The following is a 22,996-nucleotide window of genomic DNA, read 5'->3' as shown; positions in this document are numbered from 1 at the left end:
GGGTTTCCGGTGATTAAACTCGACGCCTGGAACATTGGTGAACTGCCATTGTTGCGCGAGTGCTTCCCCGAAACACCGTGGTTGTTTCTTTATTGCGATCCACTGGAAATTGCCGTCTCGCATCTGCGTCGCCCAGGTATGCATATGGTGCCGGGGTTGATTGGCGCCAGCGTGCTGGATGACGAACTTCCGTTCAGCAGCGGTGAGGATTACATCGCCCGACGATTGGGGCGGTTGCTGGCATCGGGGTTGGCGCAATGCCGGGTGTTTGGCGGCTTGGCGGTGAACTACAGCGAACTGCCGCAGGCCATGGCGGGGCGGTTGGCAACGTTCTTTGCATTGGATATCGAGCAGCGCAGGCAAGTGTTTGCGGCGGTGGGGCAACATGCCAAGCAGCCGTCGCAGGCATTTGTCGATGACAGCGATGGCAAGCATCGTGAAGCCTCGGTGCTGCTTAATGAACACATACAACAATGGGCGCTAGAGCCTTATAAGGCTGTGGAGCAATTGCGCAAAATATGATTGAAATGGCTTTTGTGGCGAGAGAGCTTGCTCCCTCGCCACAGGTCATCGGTGCATCAAGGCTTCGACGACAAATCCGCCATCCCCTTGAGCAACTCGATCGGCAGCGGGAAGACGATGGTCGAACTCTTGTCCCCGGCAATCGAACTCAGCGTCTGCATGTAACGTAATTGCATGGCCCCGGGTTGACGGCCGAGCATTTCGGCAGCCTGCATGAGTTTTTCCGAGGCCTGCAATTCGCCTTCGGCGTGGATCACCTTGGCCCGACGTTCCCGTTCGGCCTCGGCCTGTCTGGCAATGGCGCGGATCATCGATTCGTTGAGGTCCACGTGCTTGATCTCGACGTTGGCCACTTTGATACCCCAGGCATCGGTCTGCGCATCGAGCACTTGCTGGATGTCGATGTTCAACCGTTCCCGTTCGGCCAGCAATTCGTCGAGTTCATGTTTACCGAGCACCGCCCGCAATGTGGTCTGCGCCAGTTGGCTGGTGGCCATGAGAAAGTCTTCGACCTGAATGATCGCCCTTTGCGGATCGAGCACGCGGAAATACAGCACCGCGTTGACCTTGACCGAGACGTTGTCGCGGGTGATCACGTCTTGTGGCGGTATGTCGAGCACCACGGTCCGCAGGTCGACACGAACCATTTGTTGAACCGCCGGGATCAGCAAGATCAGCCCAGGCCCCTTGACCTGCCAGAAGCGTCCGAGCTGGAACACCACGCCGCGCTCATATTCGCGCAGGATGCGGAAGGTCGACCCCGCCAGTGCAATCAGCAATAACAGGAGCGCGGCAAAACCCAGTTGCAGACCCATGACTATTCTCCGCCATCATTGTTCATGCGGGCGCCGCGTCAGCCGCGACCACTTCCAGCAATAGACCCTTGCGTGCCACCACCCGGACCTGTTGACCCGGTTGCAGCGGTGTTTCACTTGAAACCTGCCATTGCTCGCCTTGCAGATGCACCCAGCCGATGTATGCATTACCGCCCTGCAACGACGTTATTGGCGTCACGCTGCCGAGTAATTCGTCGTCGCCGGTGACGTTGCGGCGCGGTCGGGTTTTCAAGGCGCGGATCAGCAGGAAAGTCAGCAGCAATGCGCTGATCAGTCCCAGGCCGATCATCAAGGGAATGGGGACTTCGGTGTTGGTCAGAATCACCGCCCCAATCACGAACATTACAAGGCCGCCCAGACCGACCACGCCGTAATTGGGCAAGGCCGCCTCGGCGATCAGAAACGCAATGCCGAATGTGATCAGCCAGAGCCCGATGGGGTCGGGAACCAGCACCACGAGAGTGTCCGCCGCGAAAACCGGTCCGCTCAGGGCCAGCAGCAGCGCAATTGCACAGCAACGCATGTTCACTTGACCCTCCGGGAGAGTCATCCGTCCGCGAGCCGGTCATGGCTCTGTGTACAAGTCTAGTTGAGCCTGTGGCTGTATGAATTTTGACCAGCTGTCGACCGCGCCCGACGGGCGGATTTCCCTCCAGATTCCACCAGCGGGCCTAGACTTTTAATGGAGAGAAAATTCCAACCATCGCCCGCCTTGCGTTGTGGCGGACACCGAGGTGCATCATGCGTATGGCAAGAACCGTGCAGAACAGCCTGGAAAAGGCGCACTGCGAATATGACATCGTTTCCCATCCGCACTCGGCCAGCAGCCTTGAAACGGCGCGGCTCGCGGGCATTCCCGCTGAACGGGTGGCCAAATCGGTGATCCTCGACGATCGCCACGGGCATTACCTGATGGCCGTGCTGCCCGCCAGTCGTCATCTGGACCTGAGCAAAGTACGTGGCAGCAGCGAATGGCAAGTCACTCGTGAAAGCAATCTGCCGCGCCTGTTCGACGATTGCGAACGCGGCGCCGTGCCTGCACTGGGCGAGTCCTATGGAATGGACATGGTCATCGACCCACTGCTGACCCGGCAGCAAGACATCTACCTCGAAGCCGGCAACCACAACAACCTGGTACACATGAGCGTACCGGAATACTTGAAAATGGTGCCGCATGCCGAGGTCTGCGAGTTGAGTCAGTCGGCATAGCATCGACATAACCACCGTCATCGCGGGCAAGCCTCGTTCCTGTAGGAGCGAGGCTTGCCCGCGAATGGCCGCGCCGCTGTTGCCCAATCAAACAAAGGAGCCCGACATGGAATCCCCTACCCACAGCCTCCCATCTCTCTTCAAACAACTCGGCCTGCCTGATGACGCCGAAAGCATCGATAAATTCATCGCCACCCATTCACCGCTCAAACCCGAACTGCACCTGGCGGACGCGTTCTTCTGGAGCGAGAGCCAGGCAGAGCTGCTGCGTGAGGAAATTCTGGATGACGCGGATTGGGCGGAGGTGGTGGATCAGCTGGATGTGCTGCTGAGGAAGGGGCGGGGGGTGTAAATGAAAAACCTCGTCACAGGTTTCTTCTGGGTCTTATTAACTTGCTTGAAGTAGCTTCCATGGCGACAAATCCCAAGATGAGACTGACTCATGCAGTATGTTTTGGCCGAAAGAATCATCAGCATCTCCGCGTTTGCTAAAAACATCGGTGCTGTCTTGCGGGATACACAAGCCGGGCCAGTTGCGGTGGTGGATAACAATCGAATCAGGACGTATCTGGTTTCGGCAGATCTCTATGAAGCGATGCTGGACCGTCTGGATGATTTCGCCCTTGCACCTCTCATCCGCGCTCGCAATCAGGAAACTGGCGAACCAATCAGTCTTGAGGATCTGTGAAAACTCATTTGCCAGCATGAGAATTGTTTCAAAACTTGACCAGCTTTCCCCTCCAATGCCATATTGATAGTTAGCAAACTAACAGTGTGTGCATCCCCTCGTGCCAAAGAACCTCGCCGCTCTCCAGATGAACATCAGCAGCTCCATGGTGGTGGCCGCCCGGCATTGGCGGAAGATCTGCCAGACCACGCTGGTCAACTATGGAATCTCCGAAGCCTGCGCCGTGCCGTTGTTGATGATCGGGCGTTTGGGCGAGGGTGTGCGGCAGGTGACGGTCGCGCAGGCGGCGGGGATGGAGAGTCCTTCTCTGGTGCGTTTGCTGGATCAGCTGTGCCATGCCGGTTACGTTTGCCGTACCGAAGACGCCCATGACCGCCGCGCCAAATGCCTGAGTCTGACCGAGACCGGTCGCGAGCTGGTGCAGGCAGTCGAAATCGAGTTGGTGCGTTTGCGTCATGAAGTACTTGAAGGGATCGCCCCGAGTGATCTGGAAGCGGCGCTGCGGGTACTGAAAGCTTTCGAAGCGGCCAACCATCCAGCGGTGGCCCACCCGTGAGCGGATTTTTCACCGGCGTGCCCCCGGTGCGCGACTGGTTCTACGGTGTACGCACGTTCGCGGCATCGATGATTGCGCTGTACATCGCCATGCTCATGCAAATGCCCCGCCCGTACTGGGCGATGGCCACGGTGTACATCGTTTCCAGCCCGTTCGTCGGCCCTACCAGCTCCAAGGCGTTGTACCGCGCCGTTGGTACTTTGCTCGGTGCGGCGGCGGCGGTTTTTTTCGTGCCGATGTTTGTGCAGAGCCCCTATGTGCTGGTGGTGGTCATCGCGCTGTGGACCGGGATTTTACTGTTCCTGTCCCTGCACCTGCGCACTGCCAACAGCTACGCCTTGATGCTTGCCGGTTACACCTTGCCGCTGATCGCCCTGCCGGTGGTGGATAACCCGCTGGCGGTATGGGACGTAGCCGAAGCGCGCACCGAAGAAATCTTCCTCGGCATCGCTGTTGCGGCGGTGGTCGGCGCCATGTTCTGGCCACGGCGACTGGCGCCGGTGTTCAACGATTCGGTGAATAAATGGTTCGCCGATGCCTCGACCTACAGCCTGCGCTTTCTCAGCCGCAACGTGCAGCCGGACGAAGTCAGCGCCCTGCGTTCATCGATGGTGGCGAACTTCAACAGTCTGGAATTGATGATCGGTCAGCTGCCTCATGAAGGAGCGCGCCCGCAGACAGTGCGTAATACCAAGGAACTGCGCGGGCGAATGATCCATCTGCTGCCGGTGATCGACGCCCTCGACGATGCGCTCTATGCCCTCGAGCGGCGCACGCCGGAGCTTGTGGATAAGTTCGCGCCACTGCTGACCGCGACCGCCGAATGGCTCGACCACAAAGACGCGGACCTCGACCGTTGGCAGGCCCTGAAAAACCAGCTCGAAGTGCTGCAACCGAGTGCCGAGTCGCTGGACGATCGCAAGCAGTTGCTGTTTTCCAACGCGCTGTATCGCCTCGGCGAATGGATCGATGTGTGGCAAGACTGCCGCAGCCTGCAACACGCCATCCAGTGCGAGAGCCAGGACAGTTGGCGCGCGGTGTATCGGCACTGGCGCCTTGGTCGGCTGTCGCCGTTTCTCGACCGTGGCTTGATGCTCTATTCGGCCGCATCCACGGTCACCGCCATCATCGTCGCCTCGGTGCTGTGGATTCTGCTCGGCTGGACCGACGGCGGTAGCGCGGTGATCCTGGCGGCGGTGGCGTGCAGTTTTTTTGCTTCGATGGACGACCCGGCGCCGCAGATCTACCGGTTCTTTTTCTGGACCGCGATGTCGGTGCTGTTCGCCAGCCTTTATCTGTTTCTGATCCTGCCGAACCTGCATGACTTCCCGATGCTGGTGCTGGCCTTCGCCATCCCGTTCATTTGCGTTGGCACCCTGACGGTGCAGCCGCGTTTCTATCTGGGCATGCTGCTGACCATCGTCAACACGTCGTCTTTCATCAGCATTCAGGGTGCCTACGACGCGGACTTCCTCAGCTTCGCCAACTCCAATCTGGCCGGACCCATGGGCTTGCTGTTCGCGTTCGTCTGGACCCTGATCGCCCGGCCATTCGGCGCGGAACTGGCGGCCAAGCGCCTGACCCGTTTCAGCTGGCGCGACATCGTCGGCCTGACCGAGCCGGCCACGCTGGCCGAACACCGGCACATGGGGGTGCAGATGCTCGATCGCCTGATGCAGCATTTGCCACGCCTGGCCATGACCGGCCAGGACACCGGCATCGCGCTGCGGGAAGTGCGCGTGGCGCTGAACCTGCTGGACCTGCTCGCCTATTCGCCGCGAGTGTCTGGTGCGCCGCAAACGTTGCTGCGGCAGGTGGTGGCCGAAGTCGGTCAGTACTTCAAGGCCTGTCTCAAGGCTGACGAACGTCTGCCGGCGCCAAGCCCGTTGCTGATGACCCTTGATCGCACCCGTCGCGCCCTCGGCGGCCAAAGTGATGACGAAACCCGTCTGCACCTGCTGCACGCCTTGAGCGGCCTGCGTCTGGCGCTGTTGCCGGGCGTCGAGTTTGTCGGCACGGGCGAACTCGAAGAACCGCTTCCCCATGGCATCGATGGAGCGCCTTTATGATCGGTGATCTGGATATCAGCGGGGTGTTCCTGCCCACGCTGCTGGTGCTGATGGGCATTACCTACGTGTTGTTCCTGTTGGTGCACGGGGTGCTGACGCGCCTGCACTTTTACCGTCTGGTCTGGCACCGGGCATTGTTCAACGTGGCTCTCTACGCTGTGCTGCTCGGCGCCGTGGACTCACTCAGTCGATACCTGATGACATGAAAAAACCTTTTTTGACCCTCGGCCGCGTGGTCCTGACGCTGTTGATCGTGACCTTCGCCGTTGTCGTGGTCTGGCGCATGGTCATGTATTACATGTTCGCGCCCTGGACCCGGGACGGCCACATCCGCGCCGACATCGTGCAGATTGCTCCGGATGTATCCGGCCTGATCCAGCAAGTAGAGGTGCGCGACAACCAATGGGTGAAACGCGGCCAGGTGCTGTTCAGCATCGATCAGGACCGTTTCAAACTGGCACTGCGCCAGGCAAAAGCGGCCGTCGCCGACCGCCAGGAAACCCTGGCCCAGGCCCAGCGCGAGGCCAAGCGTAACCGGGGCCTGGGCAATCTGGTCCCGGCCGAGCAACTGGAAGAGAGCCAATCCCGTGTTGCCCGCGCCGAAGTGGCGTTGATGGAGGCGCAGGTGACGGTGGACAGCGCTCAACTCAACCTCGACCGCTCGGTGATCCGCAGCCCGGTGGATGGCTACGTCAACGACCGGGCGCCGCGCTCCCAGGAGTTCGTCACCGCCGGACGGCCGGTGTTGTCGGTGGTGGACAGCAACTCGTTCCACATCGACGGTTATTTCGAAGAAACCAAACTGGACGGCATTCATGTCGGCCAGAGCGTCGATATTCGGGTCGTCGGCGACCGCGCTCGGCTGCGCGGGCATGTGGAAAGCATTGTCGCCGGCATCGAAGACCGCGACCGCAGCAGCGGCAGCAACCTGTTGCCCAACGTCAATCCGGCGTTCAGCTGGGTGCGGCTGGCGCAGCGGATTCCAGTGCGAATCGCTTTCGACGAGGTGCCAGCGGACTTCCGCATGATTGCCGGCCGCACGGCCACGGTGTCGATCATCGACGATCAATCCGGGGAGCCAGCGAAATGAGCAGGGCCTGGGGTTTGGCAGTGGCCGGGTTAGGGCTGCTGCTGTCGGCCTGTCAGGTGGTCGGGCCGGATTATCACTTGCCGGTCGAGGCCGCCGTGCACCGTGAAGACTTTCAGGGCGAGCTGGCGGTGAACGGCAAGAATGTCGTCTCGGCACCGGTGCCCAGCGATTGGTGGCGGTTGTATCAGGACCCGCGTCTGGACCAATTGGTGCAGCAGGCCATGGCCTCCAACACCGATCTGCGGGTGGCGGCGGCGAATCTTTCGCGGGCTCGCGCTCAGGTCGACGAAGCGCAGGCGGCGGGTGGTTGGAGCGGCGGCGTGAAAGTCGGCGCCCAGCGTCTGCAGGAGTCCGGCGAGGCGTTCTTGCTGGCGGATAAAGTGCCGGTGGCCAACGTCGGCGATATCGGTATCACCACGTCCTATCAGTTCGACCTGTTCGGCACGTTGCAACGCGGCATCGAAGCGGCCAAAGCCAATGCCGATGCGACTCAGGCGGCAGCGGACACCGCGCGCATCACCCTGGTGGCCGATGTGGTGCGGGCATACACCCAAGTCTGCGCGGCCAACGAAGAGCGGGAGATCGCTCAGCATTCCCTCGATCTGCAGGCCCAGAGCACCACGCTGACCCAGCGCTTGCGCGATGCCGGGCGCGGTGATGAAACCCAGGTCACCCGTTCGCAAACCCAATTCAAATCCTTGCGCGCCGAATTGCCACGTTATGAAGCCGCACGTCAGGTCGGATTGTTCCGCTTGTCGATGCTGCTGGCCAAACCGGTCGAGCAATTGCCTGCGGGCACCAGTGACTGCGCCGAGCTGCCGAAAATTGCGCAATTGTTACCGGTAGGTGACGGCGCCACGCTGCTCAAGCGTCGACCCGACGTGCGGCAGGCCGAGCGCAGATTGGCGGCCGCGACCGCCGGGATTGGCATTGCAACCGGCGAGTTGTACCCGGACATCAGCATTGGCGCGAGCGTTGGCACCGTCGGGATACTGGAAAACCTCGGCAAACCGGCGACCAATCGCTGGGGCTTCGGCCCGTTGCTGAGCTGGACCGTGCCGTCCAACGGCTCCCGCGCGAGAATCCGTGAGGCCGAGGCCGCGACCCAAGGCGCGCTGGCGCATTTCGATGGCGTGGTGCTCAACGCCATCCGCGAAACTCAGACCGGCCTGGCGCAATATTCCGCGCAGCTTCAACGCCGCGATGCGTTGGCAGACGCCGAGCAATCGGCACAACGGGCGGCAGACCAGACCCACCGCTTCTTTCAGGCCGGTCGCGAGTCGTTTTTGGCGGACCTGCAAGCCACCCGCACCTACACCGACGTACGGGCGCAACTGGCCTCGGCCAACACCCAAGTCGCGATGAGCCAGATCGATTTGTTCCTTGCTTTGGGCGGCGGCTGGGAAAGCGGACGAACGCAAGGGTCACAACCCGGCAAACCCTGAGGCCGTTGCTATGCTTTGATTTGATGGGGGCGCGCGGCGAACCCGTCGATCAAGGCTTGCGTTGGTCATGGGGATCTAATAATGAAAAACCCTTACGCTCCCGGCTTTTGGTGCGCCATTGCGGCATTGGTTTTGCTGTCGGCCACCTATTTCTACGGCATCATGCTGGCCCACCAGCTCGACACGGCGCTGATATTCCTCGACAGCGCGGCGGCGTTGATCGCCGTGATGGCTATCGTGGTGGTCGCGTGGGCTTCGCTTCAGAACCAGCGCATCAAGAAACGACAACTCGAACAAGGCAAGACCCTGGTGCTGATCTGGGACACCAAGGTGGCTTTGCGTCGCGTCGAAACGGTGTTCGACCGGTATTTCTGGGGCAGTTACTGGCAACCGGGGCGCACGTTCCAGGAGGTGATGGGCGAACTCACCGGTACACCGCTGGAAAAAAGCCTCGAAACCTTGAAAAAACAATGCCTGGCGCTGGACAAGCAAGTGGCCGACGAGGGCTGGCACTGGCTCAACAATGCGCGAGAGCTGTCCGATGTCGCCAACGCCATGGCCCGCGAACGCTATCAGCTGGATTTCTGCGACCCGCGCGCGGAAGTGACCGGCGGGGCGGTGATCAATCGGGATTTTGAAGTGCTGGTGTATACGTGGACGGCACGGCTGAAAAGCTTCGATCATCAGCTTGATGAAATTGAAGTGCAGTATTCGTGAATTGAGGTTGGCTGGACTGACGCCATCGCGGGCAAGCCCGCTCCCACAGGTTCAGCGCGATCCTTGTGGGAGCGGGCTTGCCCGCGATGGCAATCTTACAGCCGCCGAAACTCTCGCTTCTTCTGCGCGGTCCATAGACACTCTTTCACCTTTAATCATTGGGCCGCCTTGCGGCGCAAATGCTAATCTCCATCCCACTTTTCGCACAGTCGTGACCGCAACCTGTCATGGGTTCAGGGAAGACGACCACACTTTCAACAACGGACATTGAACGGGTACTTCATGAATAAATCAGCAGGCGTGCTTCTAGGAATTGTCGTGGCCATCGGTGCAATCAGCGCTGGCGGTGCGTGGTACACCGGCAGCAAACTCGATGGGGTGCTGAACACCTCGATCGCCGACGCCAACAAAGAGCTGCAAGCCGCTCTGGCTGGTTCCAACGGCACGGCGTCGCTGGAGCTGGTGTCGCTGGACCGCCATGTGTTCAGCAGCACCGCGCACTACCGCCTCAAGGGCGAGGGCGAGATGTTTGGTGAAGCGCCGGTCGAGTTGCTGTTCGTCGACCGTATCGAACACGGCCCGCTGCCGTTCTCGCGCCTGGTGTCGCTGAAGTGGTTGCCGGTCCTGGCCACCAGTCACTACGAGCTGGAAAAGACCCCGCTGACCGAGAAATGGTTCGCCGCCGCCAAGAACAATTCCCCGGTCAAAGGCGTGGTCAACATCGGCTACGACAATTCCACCAAGGGCACCCTCGAATTTCTGCCGCTGGAAACAGCGCTGGATGACAAATCCAATCTGACCTTCTCCGGTATGAAACTCGATGTAGCCGCCAGTGCCCAGGCGCAAAAGGTCAAGGCAGACGGTTACATGGACAGCCTGAAACTGACCACCGTGGCCGAAGATCAGACCCCGGTGCAGGTCGAGCTCAACGGCTTGACCGTGGCCAGTAACCTGAACAAAAGCACGTACGGCTATTACACCGGCGAAAACACCGTCGAGCTGACCAACAGCAAGACCACCTTCGGCGCCAAGCAGTCGGTACTCGGCGTCAAGAACTTTGAAATGAAGAACAAGACCGAGGAATCGGGCACCAATGCTTCGGGGCGTGCCGATTACAAGGTCGGTGAAGTGTCTTTGAACGGCAAGGTTGTCGGTTCTGCGCAGATGGCCATGAGCCTGAAAAACCTCGACATTCCGTCAACGATGTCGCTGATGCAGATCTACCAGACCAAACTGCAACCGTACGAGAAGGCCGCCGCTGAAGCTGCTGCCGCCGGTCTGCCGGTGCCGGAGCTGAAGCTGACGCCGGCCGAAGAGGCACAGGTCAAGACCGGCCTGGAGAAACTGCTGGCCGCCGGCCCGCAGGTGGCCCTGGAAAACCTGTCGTTCAACACCAGCAACGGCGAAAGCCGCGCCAACCTGGTGCTGGACCTGACCAAACCGCAGTCCATGGACCTGCCGCCAGACCAGTTGGTCAAGCAGTTGATCGCCCTGCTGGACTTCAACCTGTTGGTGTCCAAGCCGATGCTGGTTGACGTGCTCACCGTGCAGTCGCAAATCGACGGCCAGACCGACGCCAAACTAATCGCCGATCAGGCGAGCGCAACTGCCGACATGTTCAGCAGCATGGCGGTGGGCACGCAACTGGCGAAACTGGACGGTAACAATGTCGTCACCAAGCTGCACTACGCCAACAATCAGGTGGACTTCAACGGCCAGAAAATGACCCTCGAGGAATTTGTCGGCTTCGTGATGAGCAAACTCGGCGGCACGGGCGACGTCACCCTCCAGTAAAACCGCAGGCTTCAGCGCAACGCCCGGCCTCTGCAACATGCAGACGCCGGGCGTTTTGCTGTCTGGGGGTTTCGAAACGGGGAGAGGGGGGAGGAGGTTCCAATGCCCGTCAATCAAGGCACGGAACCTGTGGGAGCGGGCTTGCCCGCGATAGCGATCTATCAGCCACATCTTTATCGACTGACGCGACCTCATCGCGGGCAAGCCCGCTCCCACAGGTTCCGCACCCGGCGGATCGGCATTGGAGAAGGCCCGAGCGTCACGAATCTGAACAATTATTGTGTTCTGAAGAGTCGACTACGCCTGCATGCAAAACTGCGTCGATAAAGCTTGGCTGGGTCTTTCGACCCGGCTTTCCGCTACGAATGGGCAAGGGACATTGCGACCCGGCTGGCCATGTAAGGATGCTGACGAATGCCGTGTTTTGCTGGTCCCTTTATTCATCGTGGTTTGCGCCCCTTGTTTCGCGTTGCGCTGTGCGGCCAGTTGCTGTGGCCGATGCAGGCGCTCGCCGACACCCCCTACGACCAAATGGTTCGTGATGCACGGGCCGGCAACTACACGCCTGCGCTGACTGTGTTGCGCCAGGTACCGGTAAACCAGGCCACCACCGGCCAGATCAGCGATCACTTGCAGATCGCCAGCTGGGCGGGTCTGGACGCCGAAGTGGCCCAGGTCTATGAAACCCAGGGGCACAATCGGGCGCTGCCGGTTCAGGCCCTGACCGCCACCGCACGTGCCTATCGCAACCTCAAGCGTTGGGACTCGGCGACCCAGGTGTACAACAAGGCCCTGACCCTTGCACCGCAAAATCCCGACCTTCAACTGGGCCTGGCAATGACCCAGGCCGACGCCGGTAAACCTGACGAGGCCGTTGCCCGCACCAGGGCGCTGGTGGCGGCGCAACCGGAGGATCCTTCCCGCCGCCTGGCCCTGGCCTACGCTTTGACCCGCGCCGGCGCCACCTACGACGCGTTGTTTGAATACGACCAGGCTTTCATTCGCGCCGGCAGCAAGCCCGACGTCGCTCGGGAATACGTGATTGCCCTGCAACGCGCCCGCCTGCCGGAACCGGCCTTGCGCCTGGCGCGTCAGCGGTCGGGGTTGCTGGATCCGGTCACGCTGCGACGCCTTGAAGGTGACCTGGCCGCAGAGCGCGTGCGCCTGGCCGAACTGGCCACTCGCAGCGAAAAAGAACGTTATATGATCGCCGATCGGGCGCTGGCCGATTACGACCAGTTGCTGTCGACCTGGACGCCGGATCCTCAGGCCCACGATGACGTCATCCGCTGGCGAATCGATCGCATGGGCGCCCTCAAGGCCCGTGCGCGCACCGCCGATGTGATCGCCGAATACCAGAAGCTGCTCGCCGAAGGCGTGAAGATTCCGACCTACGCCCTGCGTTGGGTGGCGTCTTCCTATCTGGACCAGCGTCAGCCAGAAATCGCCACCGATTTGTATCGTCAGGTGCTGGTGGCACCGGATGCCGATGTCGGCGACCGCCTGGAAGACAGCACCGCGCTCTATTACGCCTTGCTCGAAAGCGATAAGGCCGATGAAGCGCGTCAGGTCGCTGAAGACCTGGCCAAGACCCAGAAGCCACGGGTCGAACTCAAGGGCTTGCCGGTGGGCAATCCCAACGATGAATGGATGGACGCGCAGCAACTCGCCGCCCAGGCCGGCACCTATGGCGCTGATCTGCCATCGGGCGAGCAGCGTTTGCAGGTGCTGGTGAATCAGGCCTCGGGCAACCTTGGCCTGCGTCTGGCCCAGGCCGATCTGTACCTGGCCCGGGACTGGCCACGGCGCGCCGAAAATCAGCTCAAGGAAACCGAGAGTATGGTGCCACGGGACATCGGCCTGGAAATTGCGCAAGGCCACACCGCCATGGACCTGCAGGAATGGCGGCAGATGGATGCGCTGACCGACGATGTGGTCGCGCGTTTCCCCGACAACCGTCAGGTCCAGCGTTTGCAGCGCCAGCGTGCGGTCCATGACATGGCCGAGCTGCGGGTGGAGGCCTATGGCGGCAAGAGTTATGGCGGGGGCAACGGCGATGCTGGGGCGGTCAACGGCAGTCGCGATTTCGGCATCGAAACCACGCTGTACAGCCCGCCCATCGATGAAGACTGGCGTCTGTTCGCCGGTGCCGGTTACGCCACCGGCGACTTCCAGGAAGGCACCGGCCACCACCGTTTTCAGCGCGTCGGGCTTGAACGTCGGAGCCGCGACATGACCCTGGAAGCGGAAGTCTCCAACCACTCCTATGGCTTCGGTGACAAACAGGGTGCGCGCCTGGCGATTGCCCGAGATATCGACGATCACTGGCAGTACGGCGGCAGCCTCGAATACCTGTCGGCGCAAACGCCGTTGCGGGCCTTGAACAGCGACATCACCGCCAACGGCGGCAGCGGTTTCATCCGTTGGCGCGCCAATGAGAGCCGCGAGTGGAGGCTGGCGGTCAGCCCCTCGCACTTCAGTGACGGCAACAACCGTGTCGAAGCCTTGCTCACCGGTCGCGAGGGTGTTTACCGCGCGCCGGCCTTGCAGGTCGACCTGGGCCTGGAGGTCGGCACCAGCCATAACTCCAAGTCCGACGATGTGCCGTACTTCAACCCCAAATCCGATTTCAGCGTGCTGCCGACGGTGAACGTCAACCACGTGCTCTACCGCCGCTATGAAACCTCCTGGAGCCAACAGTTCCAGGCCGGTGCGGGCACCTATAGCCAGCGCGATCACGGGACCGGCGTCGTCGGCCTGCTGGGTTACGGCCAGCGCTACAGCTGGAACGACGTATTCGAGGTGGGCGGCCTGCTGAGCGTGATCAACCGGCCTTATGACGGCGACCGCGAAACCGATCTGCGCCTGCTCGTCGACCTTACTTACCGCTTCTAGAAGAGTTTGAAGATGCCTTTTATTTCGCGTTTCATCCTTCTGCTGGGAGCGCTGTTGATCAGCGCCTGCGCCCAGCAAGCCCCGGCCTTCGCACCGCCGTCCGAACGCCCGGTGTCGGCCAATGAAAAGCCGTGGCCGAAAAACCATGTACTCGGGATCTCTTACCACGATGTCGAAGACCGTGACCCCGATCAGGCGGTAGTGGCCGTGCGCACCGAGCGCCTGCTCGAGCAACTGGCCTGGCTGCGGGAGAACAACTACAAACCGGTCACCGTCGACCAGATCATGGCTGCTCGCAACGGTGGCCCCGAACTGCCGCCACGGGCGATCATGCTGAGTTTCGATGACGGTTATTCGAGCTTCTATACCCGCGTGTTGCCAGTGCTGCGTGCCTATAACTGGCATGCCTTGCTGGCGCCGGTCGGGGTGTGGATCGATACACCGCTGAACCAGCCGGTGGATTTCGCCGGTACACCGCGCAAGCGGTCGGACTTCCTGACCTGGGAACAGATCCGCGAAATTTCCCGATCCGGCCTGGTGGAAATCGCCGCCCATACCGACGCCAGCCACAAAGGCGTGTTGGCCAACCCGCAAGGCAACCTGCAACCGGCGGCCGCCACTCGGCGTTATGACGCCGCTACCGGGCGCTATGAAACCGAAGCCCAATTCCAGGCCCGGATGCGTGCCGACGTGGCGGCCATCTCGGAGAAGATCCGCAAGGTCACCGGTTACAAACCGCGGGTCTGGGTCTGGCCTTATGGCGCGGCGGACGGCACCTCGCTGCAAGTGGTCAACGAGCAGGGTTATCAGCTGGCCCTGACCCTGGAAGACGGCCTCGATGCTCTCGACAACCTGATGAGCAGCCCGCGCTTTCTGGTGGCCTCGGACCCGGATGGCGAACACTTCGCCAACAGCATCGTCTCGGTACAGACCGAATCGCCGATGCGCGTGGTGCATGTGGACCTGGACAACGTCTACGACGCGGACCCGGCCCAACAGGAAATCAACCTCGGCAAACTGATCCAGCGCATGGCCGACATGGGCGCCAACACCGTATTCCTGCAAGCCTTCGCCGACCCAGTGGGCGATGGCCTGGTGCATTCGCTGTACTTCCCCAACCGTCACCTGCCGGTGCGCGCCGACCTTTTCGACCGCGTGGCCTGGCAGTTGCGTACTCGGGCTAACGTCAAGGTCTTCGCGTGGATGCCGGTGCTGAGTTTTGCCCTGGACTCGAAGTTGCCACGGGTCACTCGCTGGGACCCGAAAACCGGTACCACGTCGATCGATCCGGATCAGTACAAACGCTTGTCGCCATTCGACCCGAACGTGCGGCGCATCATCGGTGAAATCTACGAAGACATAGCACGCCTGACCTCGATCGACGGCGTCCTCTATCACGATGACGCGGTGCTGTCGGACTTCGAAGACGCCGGGCCTGAAGCCCTGAAGGTCTATGCCGCCAACGGTCTGCCCGGTTCGATTGCCACCCTGCGTGACGATCCAGCCATGCTGCAACGCTGGACGCGATTCAAGAGCCGCTACCTGATTGATTTCACTCACGAGCTGACCGCCAAGGTCCGCGCCATTCGCGGCCCGCAAGTGAAAACGGCGCGTAATATTTTCGCCGAGCCAATGCTCAACCCCGAGAGCGAAGCCTGGTTCGCGCAGAACCTCGACGACTTCCTGGGGGCCTACGACTGGACAGCGCCGATGGCCATGCCGCTCATGGAAAAACAGAGCCTCCAGCAATCCGGCCCTTGGCTCGAAACGCTGGTGGCGACGGTGAAATCGCGCCCCGGCGCACTCGACCGCACGGTGTTCGAATTGCAGGCCCGTGACTGGACGAAAAAAGCCGACGCCGACATCGACGGCGAACAGTTGGCTGACTGGATGGGCCGCCTCAAGCGTCAGGGCGCCACCAGTTTCGGCTACTACCCGGACGACTTCCTCGAGAACCAGCCGGACCTGAAAGCCGTGCGGCCCGCGCTCTCCAACAAGTGGAATCCATAACATGCTGGACAGACTTTTAGCCCTGCTGGTTCTGGCGATCGTCCTTGGGGTTCCCCTTGGGCTGATCTTTCTGCTCACCGGGCAATTCCTGATGGACTTCGTGTTCTTCTATCCACTGTTCATGTCGGGACTGTGGATCGCCGGTGGCCTGTATTTCTGGCTGCACTGGGAGCGGCACTGGCCGTGGCAGGACGACACTTTGCCGCCACCGCTGGCCGGCGAACCGCTGATCTCAATCCTGATCCCTTGCTACAACGAAGGCGACAACGCGGCCGATACCATCCATGCGGCGCTGGCCCAGCATTACCCGAACATCGAAGTGATCGCGATCAACGACGGCTCCAAGGACAACACCGCCGCGGTGCTCGATGCACTGGCGGCGCAGGATCCGCGTCTGCGGGTGCTGCACCTGGCAGAGAACCAGGGCAAGGCCGTGGCCCTGCGCATGGGCGCCATTGCGGCGCGCAGCGAGTATCTGGTGTGCATCGACGGTGACGCGCTGCTGGCGCCGAACACCGCGGCGTATCTGGTGGCGCCGATGCTCGACAATGCGCGACTGGGCGCGGTGACCGGCAACCCACGAATCCGCACCCGTTCGACCTTGATCGGCCGCGTGCAGGTCGGCGAGTTCTCGTCGATCATCGGCCTGATCAAGCGCACCCAGCGGGTGTTCGGGCGGATCTTTACCGTCTCCGGGGTGATCGTCGCCTTCCGCCGCACGGCTCTGAACCGGGTCGGCTACTGGAGCCCCGACATGATCACCGAAGACATCGACATCAGTTGGAAGCTGCAACTGGATCACTGGAGCATTTTCTACGAGCCCCGCGCGTTGTGCTGGATCCTTATGCCGGAAACCCTCGGTGGTCTGTGGAAGCAGCGCCTGCGCTGGGCCCAGGGCGGCGCCGAGGTGCTGTTCAAGAATATCCGTGGCATCTGGCAATACCGCCATCGTTACCTGTGGCCGCTGCTGTTCGAGTACTGCCTGTCTACCGGTTGGGCGTTCACCTTTCTGCTGTCGGTGATTTTCTGGGGCATCGGCAAATTCGTCGAAATGCCGCCAGCCATTGCCGTCGATCACCTCATGCCACCGGCGTTTACCGGGCTGCTATTGGCAGTGGTTTGCCTGGTGCAATTCGCGGTCAGCATCCTGATCGACCGCCGCTATGAAAAGGGCCTCGGCAAGACCATGTTCTGGGTGGTCTGGTATCCGCTGGTGTTCTGGTTCATCAGTCTGTTCACCACCCTGGTCAGCTTTCCCAAAGTATTGTTCGGCCAACATCAGAAGCGCGCACGCTGGGTCAGCCCGGACCGGGGCATCAAGCCGCTGAACGACGATGAAGAGGAAGTCTTCCTATGAGAATCATCAGAACCCGGCAGCGGCCCTTTCTGATCGTGATCGATGTTTTCTTCACCGTATTGGCCTGGATCGGGCTGCTGTATTTGCTGATGCGTGGTCTGTGGCCGTTGATCGATACCCATGACGGCCCGCGCATCGATGCATCGCTTTTCGACGCCCTCGGCACGTTGCAGATTTACCTGTGGGTGGCACTGTTCAACGCGGTGATCCTGATCGGCTGGGCGCGTTATCAACAGCGCAAAAGCAAAAGCTTTGCCCAGCGCCGTTTACCGGCGCCGGTGGTGGACGATCAAGGGCTGAGCAAAAGCTTCAAGCTGACCGGCGATCGGCTGGAGAAGCTACGAACGCCGGGCTCGATGACCATTCATAACAATCAGGATGGCGATGTCAGCCATGTCGTTACGCACTTCTTCCCAGTCGACCCGGCTGACCTACCGCCGCCTTTGGCGCCACTGGAGCATCCGCTGGTGATCCGTCTGTCGGCCGAAGATGACGACAATCGAGAGCCGCTGAGCCACGTCTGAGCTTGCGGCAGCTCCGGGGGGATGCGGAGGATTGGAAGAGGTCGGTTAGCCAACGTCCCGAATCAGGCGCCAGGCCTCATCCACTGACAGCGGTTGTTTCATGCGTTCGGCGAGCATTGCCATGGCTCGCTCCTGATCGCAGGCAACGGCCGCCGCCACCACGCCGTTCTTGCCGAACAGGCCGATAAACGGTGGATGGTCAGGATCGCCTTTGAACTCGACCTCGTCCCAGGCTTCGGCGTGTCCGAGGTAGTCGTAGTTTTTGCCGAAGTGCCAGGTCCAGAAATACGGTACGTCGAGGTAGCGCTCGTCACCGCCGAGCATATTCGTCGCCGCAATTCGCGCCTGTTGCTGGGCCAGGCGCCAGTGTTCGATCCGTTGGGGCTGGCCGTTGAGCGGGAAGGTCGCGATGTCGCCGACGGCCCAGAGCCCGTCGGTCACGCGCATTCCACCGTCGACCTTCAATGACTGATCTTTTTCCTTCGGCAGATCGGTAAACGGGGTGGTCGCCGGGGTGACGCCAATGCCGACCAGCACCAGATCCGCCGGCAAGCGCTGACCGTTGTCCAGCAGCACCGCTTCGACTTTGTCTGTGCCTTCGATCTGCGCGGCTTCGCCATCGGTATGAAACACCACGCCGTTGGCCTCGTGCAGGGCACGAATTGCCTTGCCGACGGTATCGCCGAATTGCGCCGCGAAAGGGATGGCATGGCGGGTCAGGACGGTGACGTCCAGGCCGTACTGGCGCAGGGATGAAGCGGATTCCAGACCAATGAAGCTGCCACCGACAATCACTGCCCGTTGACCGGGTTTCGCGGCAGTCAGAATCTGCTGCGCCTGCGCCATTGAGCGCAGCACGAATACCTGCGGCAGATCGGCACCGGGCAGCGCCAAGGACTTGGGGATGCCGCCAGTGGCGATTACGGCGGCGTCATAGCTCAGCGATTGGCCATCGGCCAGGCGCAGCGTCCGGTTGACTGCATCCAGGCCCATCACATCGCTGTTTATCCGTTCAATGCGTTGTTCGCTGTAAAAGCTTTCATCCCGCAGCGGCGGGACTTCGTCCGGCGGCATCTCCCCGGCAATCACGAATTTGCTCAAAACGGTACGGTCGTAACCAGCCTCGGGTTCACGGTCGATCAGCAGCACCCGGCCGCCGAAACCTTTCTCCCTCAGCGCCGCCGCGCAGGCCGTACCCGCTGCACCGGCACCGATGATCACAAAGCTTCGCTTATCGTCCGCCGGCGGCGTGCTGGGGGTGGGCATCGGCTGATCGTCGACCCAAACCTCATCGTCGCGGATTTCGAGTGGATAGCGCCGCAGACTGTCCAGGGACGGTGGCTCGCACAACGCGCCGTCTTCAAGCCGATAAGCCGCCTTGTGCCACGGGCAGATCAGCCGTCCTTCGCACAGCGCACCCTTGGCCAAGGGCGCCCCGGCGTGGGGACATTTGCCCTGATAGGCGCGCAATTGATCGCCGACCCGCAGCAAGACTATTTTCATCTTGTCGATCCGGACCTCAAGGCCACGGTCAAGGGGCACATCGGCGAAACGGGCGACGCGGTGCAGTGCCATGATCGATCTCCAGACAGGTGTTTCACTTAGGAGTTTGGCGCTTATTCCGAGGTTCAGCCAATTGCCGCTGCCACCGCACGAACGGTCCGGCTATAGTTTGCGAGCCGACGACGGCCCCACCCGCACAAGGTGCTCCGGTATGACCCGATTGACCTCTTTGAACCCTTGGCTGGCGGCCGTTGCAGTCGCCTTTTGCGTGCAGTTTCCGGCGCAGGCCCAGGAGCGTTTCACCCTCAGCATTCCCGGTGTTTCGGACAATCGGCTGTTCACGTCGGCGCAGGCCAGCGATGCCAGCGGCTGCGGCGGCAAGAACCAGTCCCCGGCCCTGAGCTGGAACGCTGGCCCTCCTGGCACCCTCAGCTACGCCATCGTCATGCATGATCCGGATGGCCAGAAAGGCCAGGGTGTCGATCACTGGATTCATTACGGGATCAAGGCCGCGACGCGTCAGATCCCGGCCGGCGTCGGCGCCAAATCCGCCCTCGAAGGCGTGGGCGGCAGCAACAGCAAAGGCACCACCGGCTACATCGGCCCGTGCCCGCCCATCGGCGACAGCTCCCATCACTACATCATCCAGCTCTACGCCCTGGACCTGGCGCCAGACGCCTTGCCCGCCGGCCTGACCCGCGCGCAGCTGCTGGAACAGATCAAAGGCCATGTGCTGAAAAACAGCAGCGTGGTGCGGCGTTATCACCGCTGAAGATTTTTTCCGGTGAGTTAACCCGAACCCGGCGGGCTGTCCGTCTCAGAGGATGAATGAGTCAATTTCCTCCTGAGGTCAGCCCCCATGTCCCTCCCTCTGCATTTTCTCCGCCCGGCCGCCCAGGGTTTCGCCGCCGGGTTGCTGCTGGCCGTTGCCGGTTGCGGCGCTTCATCCACGCCAGACTCGGCAGTGGTGGCGCCGCCGGCTCAAAGTGAACCGAAAACAGAAGCGCTGGTGCGTCGCGAAGCCGTCATGGCTGACTCTGCGATGGCCAAGCACAGCGCGCGACCGGCGCCGTTGGTCTCTTTTGCGCCTACGCCGGCCGGCGAGGCTTATCCACAGGGCTACCGGGATGAACAGCGGGAGCAATATCAGACGCTGGCCGATAACCCGATTCACAGCGTGACCGAGGCGCCGGTGTCGACCTTCAGTGCCGATGTCGACACCGGCGCTTACGCCAACGTCCGGCGCTTGCTCAATCAGGGGCGCTTACCTCCCGAAGGGGCGGTGCGGCTGGAAGAAATGGTCAATTACTTCCCCTACGATTACGCCTTGCCCACCGACGGCTCGCCATTCGGCGTGACCACCGAGCTGGCGCCGTCACCCTGGAACCCGCATACACGATTGTTGCGTATCGGCATAAAGGCGTCTGATCGCGCGGTGGCGGAACTGGCCCCGGCGAACCTGGTGTTTCTGGTGGACGTGTCCGGCTCCATGGACCGTCGCGAAGGCTTGCCCTTGGTCAAAAGCACCCTGAAATTGCTGGTCGATCAACTGCGCGAGCAGGACCGGGTTTCGCTGGTGGTCTACGCCGGACAATCTCGCGTGGTGCTGGAGCCGACCTCCGGACGGGAAAAAGCGAAAATTCGTACCGCCATCGATCAATTGACCGCAGGCGGCTCGACCGCCGGCGCGTCGGGTATCGAACTGGCTTATCAAATGGCCCAACAGGCGTTTATCCCCAAAGGCATCAACCGCATCCTGCTGGCCACCGACGGTGACTTCAACGTCGGCATCAGCGACTTCGACAGCCTCAAGCAAATGGCTGTGGATAAACGCAAGACCGGCGTGTCCCTGACCACCTTGGGTTTTGGTGTGGATAACTACAATGAACACCTGATGGAACAACTGGCCGATGCCGGTGATGGCAACTACGCCTACATCGACAACCTGCGCGAGGCGCGCAAAGTGCTGGTGGATCAACTCGGCTCAACCCTCGCAGTAGTAGCGAAAAACGTGAAGCTGCAGGTGGAGTTCAATCCGGCTCAGGTCAGTGAATATCGGCTGTTGGGTTATGAGAATCGTGCCTTGAAGCGTGAGGATTTCAGCAACGACAAAGTCGACGCCGGAGAAATCGGCGCAGGGCATACGGTGACGGCGTTGTATGAAATTGTGCCCAACGGCGAGAAGGGCTGGCTGGAGCCGTTGCGCTATGGCAAATCTGCGGCCGATGTTTCCGCAAAAAACGGGGAATTGGCGATGCTGCGGGTGCGATATCAGTCGCCGGAAGGTGGGAGCAGTCGCTTGATCGAACGGCCAATCCTGAAGGATGAGGCCGGAAAACTCTCGGCCGCCAGTGATGATCTGCGCTTTGCCGCCGCCGTTGCAGCTTTCTCCCAACAGCTCAAGGACGGACGTTACACCGGTGTTTTCAGCCTGAAAGACACCGAAGCCCTGGCCCGTGGCGCACGGGGCGATGATCAGTTCGGCCTGCGCGGTGAATTCGTGCAATTGGTGGAGTTGGCGCAGAGCCTGCGAACCTCGACCGCCTCCAATCAGCAGCCCAATGACAACCGGATAGAGTGAAAGCTGACATGTCCGATCCTGCAATCAGCTCAACCGCCGGCAGCGATGAATCGCTGCTGGCGCGTTATCGCTCTGGCGAGGGGGCAGCGTTCGAAGTTTTGTATGCCCGCCACCGCCAGGGCCTGTATCGATTCCTCCTCGGCCTCAGCGGCAAACCCGAACTGGCCGAAGAGGTGTATCAGGAAACCTGGCTGAGCCTGATCCGCAGCACCAGTCAGCCACAAGGCCGGGCGAATTTTCGTACCTGGCTCTACCAGATTGCCCGCAACCGACTGATCGATCACTGGCGTAAACACGGCATCCAAAACCCCTTGCACGACAGCTATGACGAGCAATCACACGCCGTCATCGATGACGCCGCCGACCCCGAACAACTGCTGAGCCTGAGCCGCGACGGTCAACGCCTCGAAGCCGCTCTGCAAACCCTGCCCGCCGACCAGCGCGAAGTGTTCCTGCTGCGCGCCCACGGCGACCTCGACCTGCCGCAAATCGCCACCCTCACCGAAACCCCGCTGGAAACCGTCAAAAGTCGCTTGCGCTACGCCCAGCAAAAACTGCGTCGGCTGCTGGCCGAGGAGGTACTGACATGACTGACGCCAAACAAACACCGCCATCGCCCGACGAAGAAGTGCTCAAGCACTTCCGCGACCACAGCAGCGGCGAACCACCGGCCCATCTCGACGCCTTCATCCTCGCCACCGCGCACCGAGAAGCTCCCGCGCGGAAGCCAAACCTGTGGCAACGCTGGCTCCGCGCCTGCCAACAACCCCGCTGGCAAGTGGCTTTCGCCAGTCTCGTTGGCGTGGCGTTGATGCTGGCGCTGGTGCAACGCACGCCCGAGCAATTGCCGAGTTACGACTTCGTGCCTGCGCCGAAAGCCTCCGTACCGCTCGCCAAACCGGAAGCCGCCGCGCGCTCCCAGGCTGCGCCCGCACCGGCTGCGCCGATGGCGGATTTTGCTGCACCTATGCAACGTGAATCGATCAACAGCGAAATGGCCGACGAAGCCAAACTCAGCAAACGCGCCGCCGCGCCGGTTAAGTCACTGGATGATCAATTACGCGAGGTGATACGCCTGCAAGACGCCGGACAAACCCAAGCCGCCGAGGCACTGATGACGACATTGCACAAGCGCTTTCCCAAGGAAAACCTTGCGGCCCGACTCAAGGAATTGCAGAAAAAATGAGCTGAACAGCGGTC

Annotated in this window: 21 protein-coding genes and 1 pseudogene; 19 read left to right on the top strand and 3 right to left on the bottom strand. The window is 61.3% G+C overall.

Annotated features, from left to right (window positions below):
* Window positions 1-9: 9 nt before the first annotated feature.
* A pseudogene (locus tag PSH65_RS30855) lies at window positions 10-522 on the top strand (sulfotransferase family protein); the annotation flags it as partial.
* A gap of 56 nt (window positions 523-578) precedes the next feature.
* Here PSH65_RS30855 and PSH65_RS30850 read toward each other — a convergent pair.
* Together PSH65_RS30850 and PSH65_RS30845 are read right to left on the bottom strand one after the other, a co-directional pair.
* A complete protein-coding gene (locus PSH65_RS30850; protein ID WP_305424268.1) occupies window positions 579-1,337 on the bottom strand; it encodes a slipin family protein in 759 nt (252 codons plus the stop codon).
* A gap of 22 nt (window positions 1,338-1,359) precedes the next feature.
* Complete coding sequence (locus tag PSH65_RS30845) at window positions 1,360-1,887, bottom strand: NfeD family protein (RefSeq protein WP_305424267.1); 528 nt, start codon at window positions 1,885-1,887, stop codon at window positions 1,360-1,362.
* Between the two features lie 212 nt (window positions 1,888-2,099).
* Between PSH65_RS30845 and PSH65_RS30840 the strand changes: the two genes are divergently transcribed.
* The 14 genes from PSH65_RS30840 to pgaD all read left to right on the top strand — a co-directional run bounded on the left by PSH65_RS30840 (window position 2,100) and on the right by pgaD (window position 17,712).
* Window positions 2,100-2,567: an aminoacyl-tRNA deacylase gene (locus PSH65_RS30840; protein ID WP_305424266.1), complete on the top strand. Its 468-nt coding sequence runs from the start codon at window positions 2,100-2,102 to the stop codon at window positions 2,565-2,567.
* A gap of 106 nt (window positions 2,568-2,673) precedes the next feature.
* On the top strand, window positions 2,674-2,919 hold the full coding sequence (locus PSH65_RS30835) for a DUF2789 domain-containing protein (RefSeq protein ID WP_008068578.1): 246 nt from the start codon (window positions 2,674-2,676) through the stop codon (window positions 2,917-2,919).
* Between the two features lie 90 nt (window positions 2,920-3,009).
* Window positions 3,010-3,255, top strand: a complete 246-nt coding sequence (locus PSH65_RS30830; RefSeq protein WP_305424265.1) for a type II toxin-antitoxin system Phd/YefM family antitoxin — start codon at window positions 3,010-3,012, stop codon at window positions 3,253-3,255.
* 127 nt (window positions 3,256-3,382) lie between these two features.
* A complete protein-coding gene (locus PSH65_RS30825) occupies window positions 3,383-3,811 on the top strand; it encodes a MarR family winged helix-turn-helix transcriptional regulator (RefSeq protein WP_305427073.1) in 429 nt (142 codons plus the stop codon).
* Window positions 3,808-5,880: an FUSC family protein gene (locus PSH65_RS30820; RefSeq protein ID WP_305424264.1), complete on the top strand. Its 2,073-nt coding sequence runs from the start codon at window positions 3,808-3,810 to the stop codon at window positions 5,878-5,880. Before PSH65_RS30825 ends, PSH65_RS30820 begins: the two co-directional genes overlap by 4 nt.
* Window positions 5,877-6,086, top strand: a complete 210-nt coding sequence (locus tag PSH65_RS30815) for a DUF1656 domain-containing protein (RefSeq protein ID WP_018929385.1) — start codon at window positions 5,877-5,879, stop codon at window positions 6,084-6,086. Before PSH65_RS30820 ends, PSH65_RS30815 begins: the two co-directional genes overlap by 4 nt.
* The gene (locus PSH65_RS30810; protein WP_305424263.1) at window positions 6,083-6,970 is read left to right on the top strand and encodes an HlyD family secretion protein; all 888 of its coding nucleotides are present in this window, start codon (window positions 6,083-6,085) and stop codon (window positions 6,968-6,970) included. Before PSH65_RS30815 ends, PSH65_RS30810 begins: the two co-directional genes overlap by 4 nt.
* Window positions 6,967-8,415 (top strand): efflux transporter outer membrane subunit, encoded by a 1,449-nt coding sequence (locus tag PSH65_RS30805; protein WP_305424262.1) that lies wholly within the window; start codon window positions 6,967-6,969, stop codon window positions 8,413-8,415. The genes PSH65_RS30810 and PSH65_RS30805 overlap by 4 nt, the downstream gene beginning before the upstream one ends.
* 81 nt (window positions 8,416-8,496) lie before the next feature.
* Window positions 8,497-9,132, top strand: a complete 636-nt coding sequence (locus PSH65_RS30800) for an NADH:ubiquinone oxidoreductase subunit N (RefSeq protein WP_305424261.1) — start codon at window positions 8,497-8,499, stop codon at window positions 9,130-9,132.
* A gap of 282 nt (window positions 9,133-9,414) precedes the next feature.
* Window positions 9,415-10,926, top strand: coding sequence for a YdgA family protein (locus PSH65_RS30795; protein ID WP_305424260.1), 1,512 nt, complete (start codon window positions 9,415-9,417; stop codon window positions 10,924-10,926).
* Between the two features lie 414 nt (window positions 10,927-11,340).
* Window positions 11,341-13,821, top strand: a complete 2,481-nt coding sequence (gene pgaA / locus PSH65_RS30790; RefSeq protein WP_305424259.1) for a poly-beta-1,6 N-acetyl-D-glucosamine export porin PgaA — start codon at window positions 11,341-11,343, stop codon at window positions 13,819-13,821.
* 12 nt (window positions 13,822-13,833) lie between these two features.
* A complete protein-coding gene (gene pgaB / locus PSH65_RS30785) occupies window positions 13,834-15,831 on the top strand; it encodes a poly-beta-1,6-N-acetyl-D-glucosamine N-deacetylase PgaB (protein WP_305424258.1) in 1,998 nt (665 codons plus the stop codon).
* Between the two features lies 1 nt (window position 15,832).
* Complete coding sequence (gene pgaC / locus PSH65_RS30780) at window positions 15,833-17,188, top strand: poly-beta-1,6-N-acetyl-D-glucosamine synthase (protein WP_305424257.1); 1,356 nt, start codon at window positions 15,833-15,835, stop codon at window positions 17,186-17,188.
* The gene (gene pgaD / locus PSH65_RS30775; RefSeq protein ID WP_305424256.1) at window positions 17,185-17,712 is read left to right on the top strand and encodes a poly-beta-1,6-N-acetyl-D-glucosamine biosynthesis protein PgaD; all 528 of its coding nucleotides are present in this window, start codon (window positions 17,185-17,187) and stop codon (window positions 17,710-17,712) included. Before pgaC ends, pgaD begins: the two co-directional genes overlap by 4 nt.
* A 45-nt stretch (window positions 17,713-17,757) precedes the next feature.
* On the opposite strand, the gene PSH65_RS30770 is transcribed toward pgaD, so the two are convergent.
* Window positions 17,758-19,287, bottom strand: a complete 1,530-nt coding sequence (locus PSH65_RS30770) for an apoptosis inducing factor family protein (protein WP_305424255.1) — start codon at window positions 19,285-19,287, stop codon at window positions 17,758-17,760.
* A gap of 139 nt (window positions 19,288-19,426) precedes the next feature.
* Between PSH65_RS30770 and PSH65_RS30765 the strand changes: the two genes are divergently transcribed.
* From PSH65_RS30765 to PSH65_RS30750, 4 genes are all read left to right on the top strand, one after another.
* A complete protein-coding gene (locus PSH65_RS30765; RefSeq protein WP_305424254.1) occupies window positions 19,427-19,987 on the top strand; it encodes a YbhB/YbcL family Raf kinase inhibitor-like protein in 561 nt (186 codons plus the stop codon).
* An 87-nt stretch (window positions 19,988-20,074) separates the two neighbouring features.
* A complete protein-coding gene (locus PSH65_RS30760) occupies window positions 20,075-21,796 on the top strand; it encodes a VWA domain-containing protein (RefSeq protein WP_305424253.1) in 1,722 nt (573 codons plus the stop codon).
* Between the two features lie 8 nt (window positions 21,797-21,804).
* Window positions 21,805-22,386, top strand: a complete 582-nt coding sequence (locus PSH65_RS30755) for an RNA polymerase sigma factor (RefSeq protein ID WP_305424252.1) — start codon at window positions 21,805-21,807, stop codon at window positions 22,384-22,386.
* Entirely contained in the window at window positions 22,383-22,982 is a 600-nt protein-coding gene (locus PSH65_RS30750) for a hypothetical protein (RefSeq protein ID WP_305424251.1), read from the top strand. Before PSH65_RS30755 ends, PSH65_RS30750 begins: the two co-directional genes overlap by 4 nt.
* Window positions 22,983-22,996 lie beyond the last annotated feature (14 nt).

The organism is Pseudomonas sp. FP603 (genome assembly GCF_030687415.1).
Taxonomy (GTDB): domain Bacteria; phylum Pseudomonadota; class Gammaproteobacteria; order Pseudomonadales; family Pseudomonadaceae; genus Aquipseudomonas; species Aquipseudomonas wuhanensis.
The sequence above is the reverse complement of the archived record's forward strand: the minus strand, read 5'-3'. Positions and strand labels throughout refer to the sequence as shown.

Bases quoted from the DNA above. Each gene is read 5' to 3' on its own strand.
- PSH65_RS30850 (WP_305424268.1), bottom strand. From the start codon at position 1,337: ATGGGTCTGCAACTGGGTTTTGCCGCGCTCCTGTTATTGCTGATTGCA.
- PSH65_RS30840 (WP_305424266.1), top strand. From the start codon at position 2,100: ATGCGTATGGCAAGAACCGTGCAGAACAGCCTGGAAAAGGCGCACTGC.
- PSH65_RS30835 (WP_008068578.1), top strand. From the start codon at position 2,674: ATGGAATCCCCTACCCACAGCCTCCCATCTCTCTTCAAACAACTCGGC.
- PSH65_RS30830 (WP_305424265.1), top strand. From the start codon at position 3,010: ATGCAGTATGTTTTGGCCGAAAGAATCATCAGCATCTCCGCGTTTGCT.
- PSH65_RS30825 (WP_305427073.1), top strand. From the start codon at position 3,383: ATGAACATCAGCAGCTCCATGGTGGTGGCCGCCCGGCATTGGCGGAAG.
- PSH65_RS30815 (WP_018929385.1), top strand. From the start codon at position 5,877: ATGATCGGTGATCTGGATATCAGCGGGGTGTTCCTGCCCACGCTGCTG.
- PSH65_RS30810 (WP_305424263.1), top strand. From the start codon at position 6,083: ATGAAAAAACCTTTTTTGACCCTCGGCCGCGTGGTCCTGACGCTGTTG.
- PSH65_RS30805 (WP_305424262.1), top strand. From the start codon at position 6,967: ATGAGCAGGGCCTGGGGTTTGGCAGTGGCCGGGTTAGGGCTGCTGCTG.
- PSH65_RS30800 (WP_305424261.1), top strand. From the start codon at position 8,497: ATGAAAAACCCTTACGCTCCCGGCTTTTGGTGCGCCATTGCGGCATTG.
- PSH65_RS30795 (WP_305424260.1), top strand. From the start codon at position 9,415: ATGAATAAATCAGCAGGCGTGCTTCTAGGAATTGTCGTGGCCATCGGT.
- pgaA (WP_305424259.1), top strand. From the start codon at position 11,341: ATGCCGTGTTTTGCTGGTCCCTTTATTCATCGTGGTTTGCGCCCCTTG.
- pgaB (WP_305424258.1), top strand. From the start codon at position 13,834: ATGCCTTTTATTTCGCGTTTCATCCTTCTGCTGGGAGCGCTGTTGATC.
- pgaC (WP_305424257.1), top strand. From the start codon at position 15,833: ATGCTGGACAGACTTTTAGCCCTGCTGGTTCTGGCGATCGTCCTTGGG.
- pgaD (WP_305424256.1), top strand. From the start codon at position 17,185: ATGAGAATCATCAGAACCCGGCAGCGGCCCTTTCTGATCGTGATCGAT.
- PSH65_RS30770 (WP_305424255.1), bottom strand. From the start codon at position 19,287: ATGGCACTGCACCGCGTCGCCCGTTTCGCCGATGTGCCCCTTGACCGT.
- PSH65_RS30765 (WP_305424254.1), top strand. From the start codon at position 19,427: ATGACCCGATTGACCTCTTTGAACCCTTGGCTGGCGGCCGTTGCAGTC.
- PSH65_RS30760 (WP_305424253.1), top strand. From the start codon at position 20,075: ATGTCCCTCCCTCTGCATTTTCTCCGCCCGGCCGCCCAGGGTTTCGCC.
- PSH65_RS30755 (WP_305424252.1), top strand. From the start codon at position 21,805: ATGTCCGATCCTGCAATCAGCTCAACCGCCGGCAGCGATGAATCGCTG.
- PSH65_RS30750 (WP_305424251.1), top strand. From the start codon at position 22,383: ATGACTGACGCCAAACAAACACCGCCATCGCCCGACGAAGAAGTGCTC.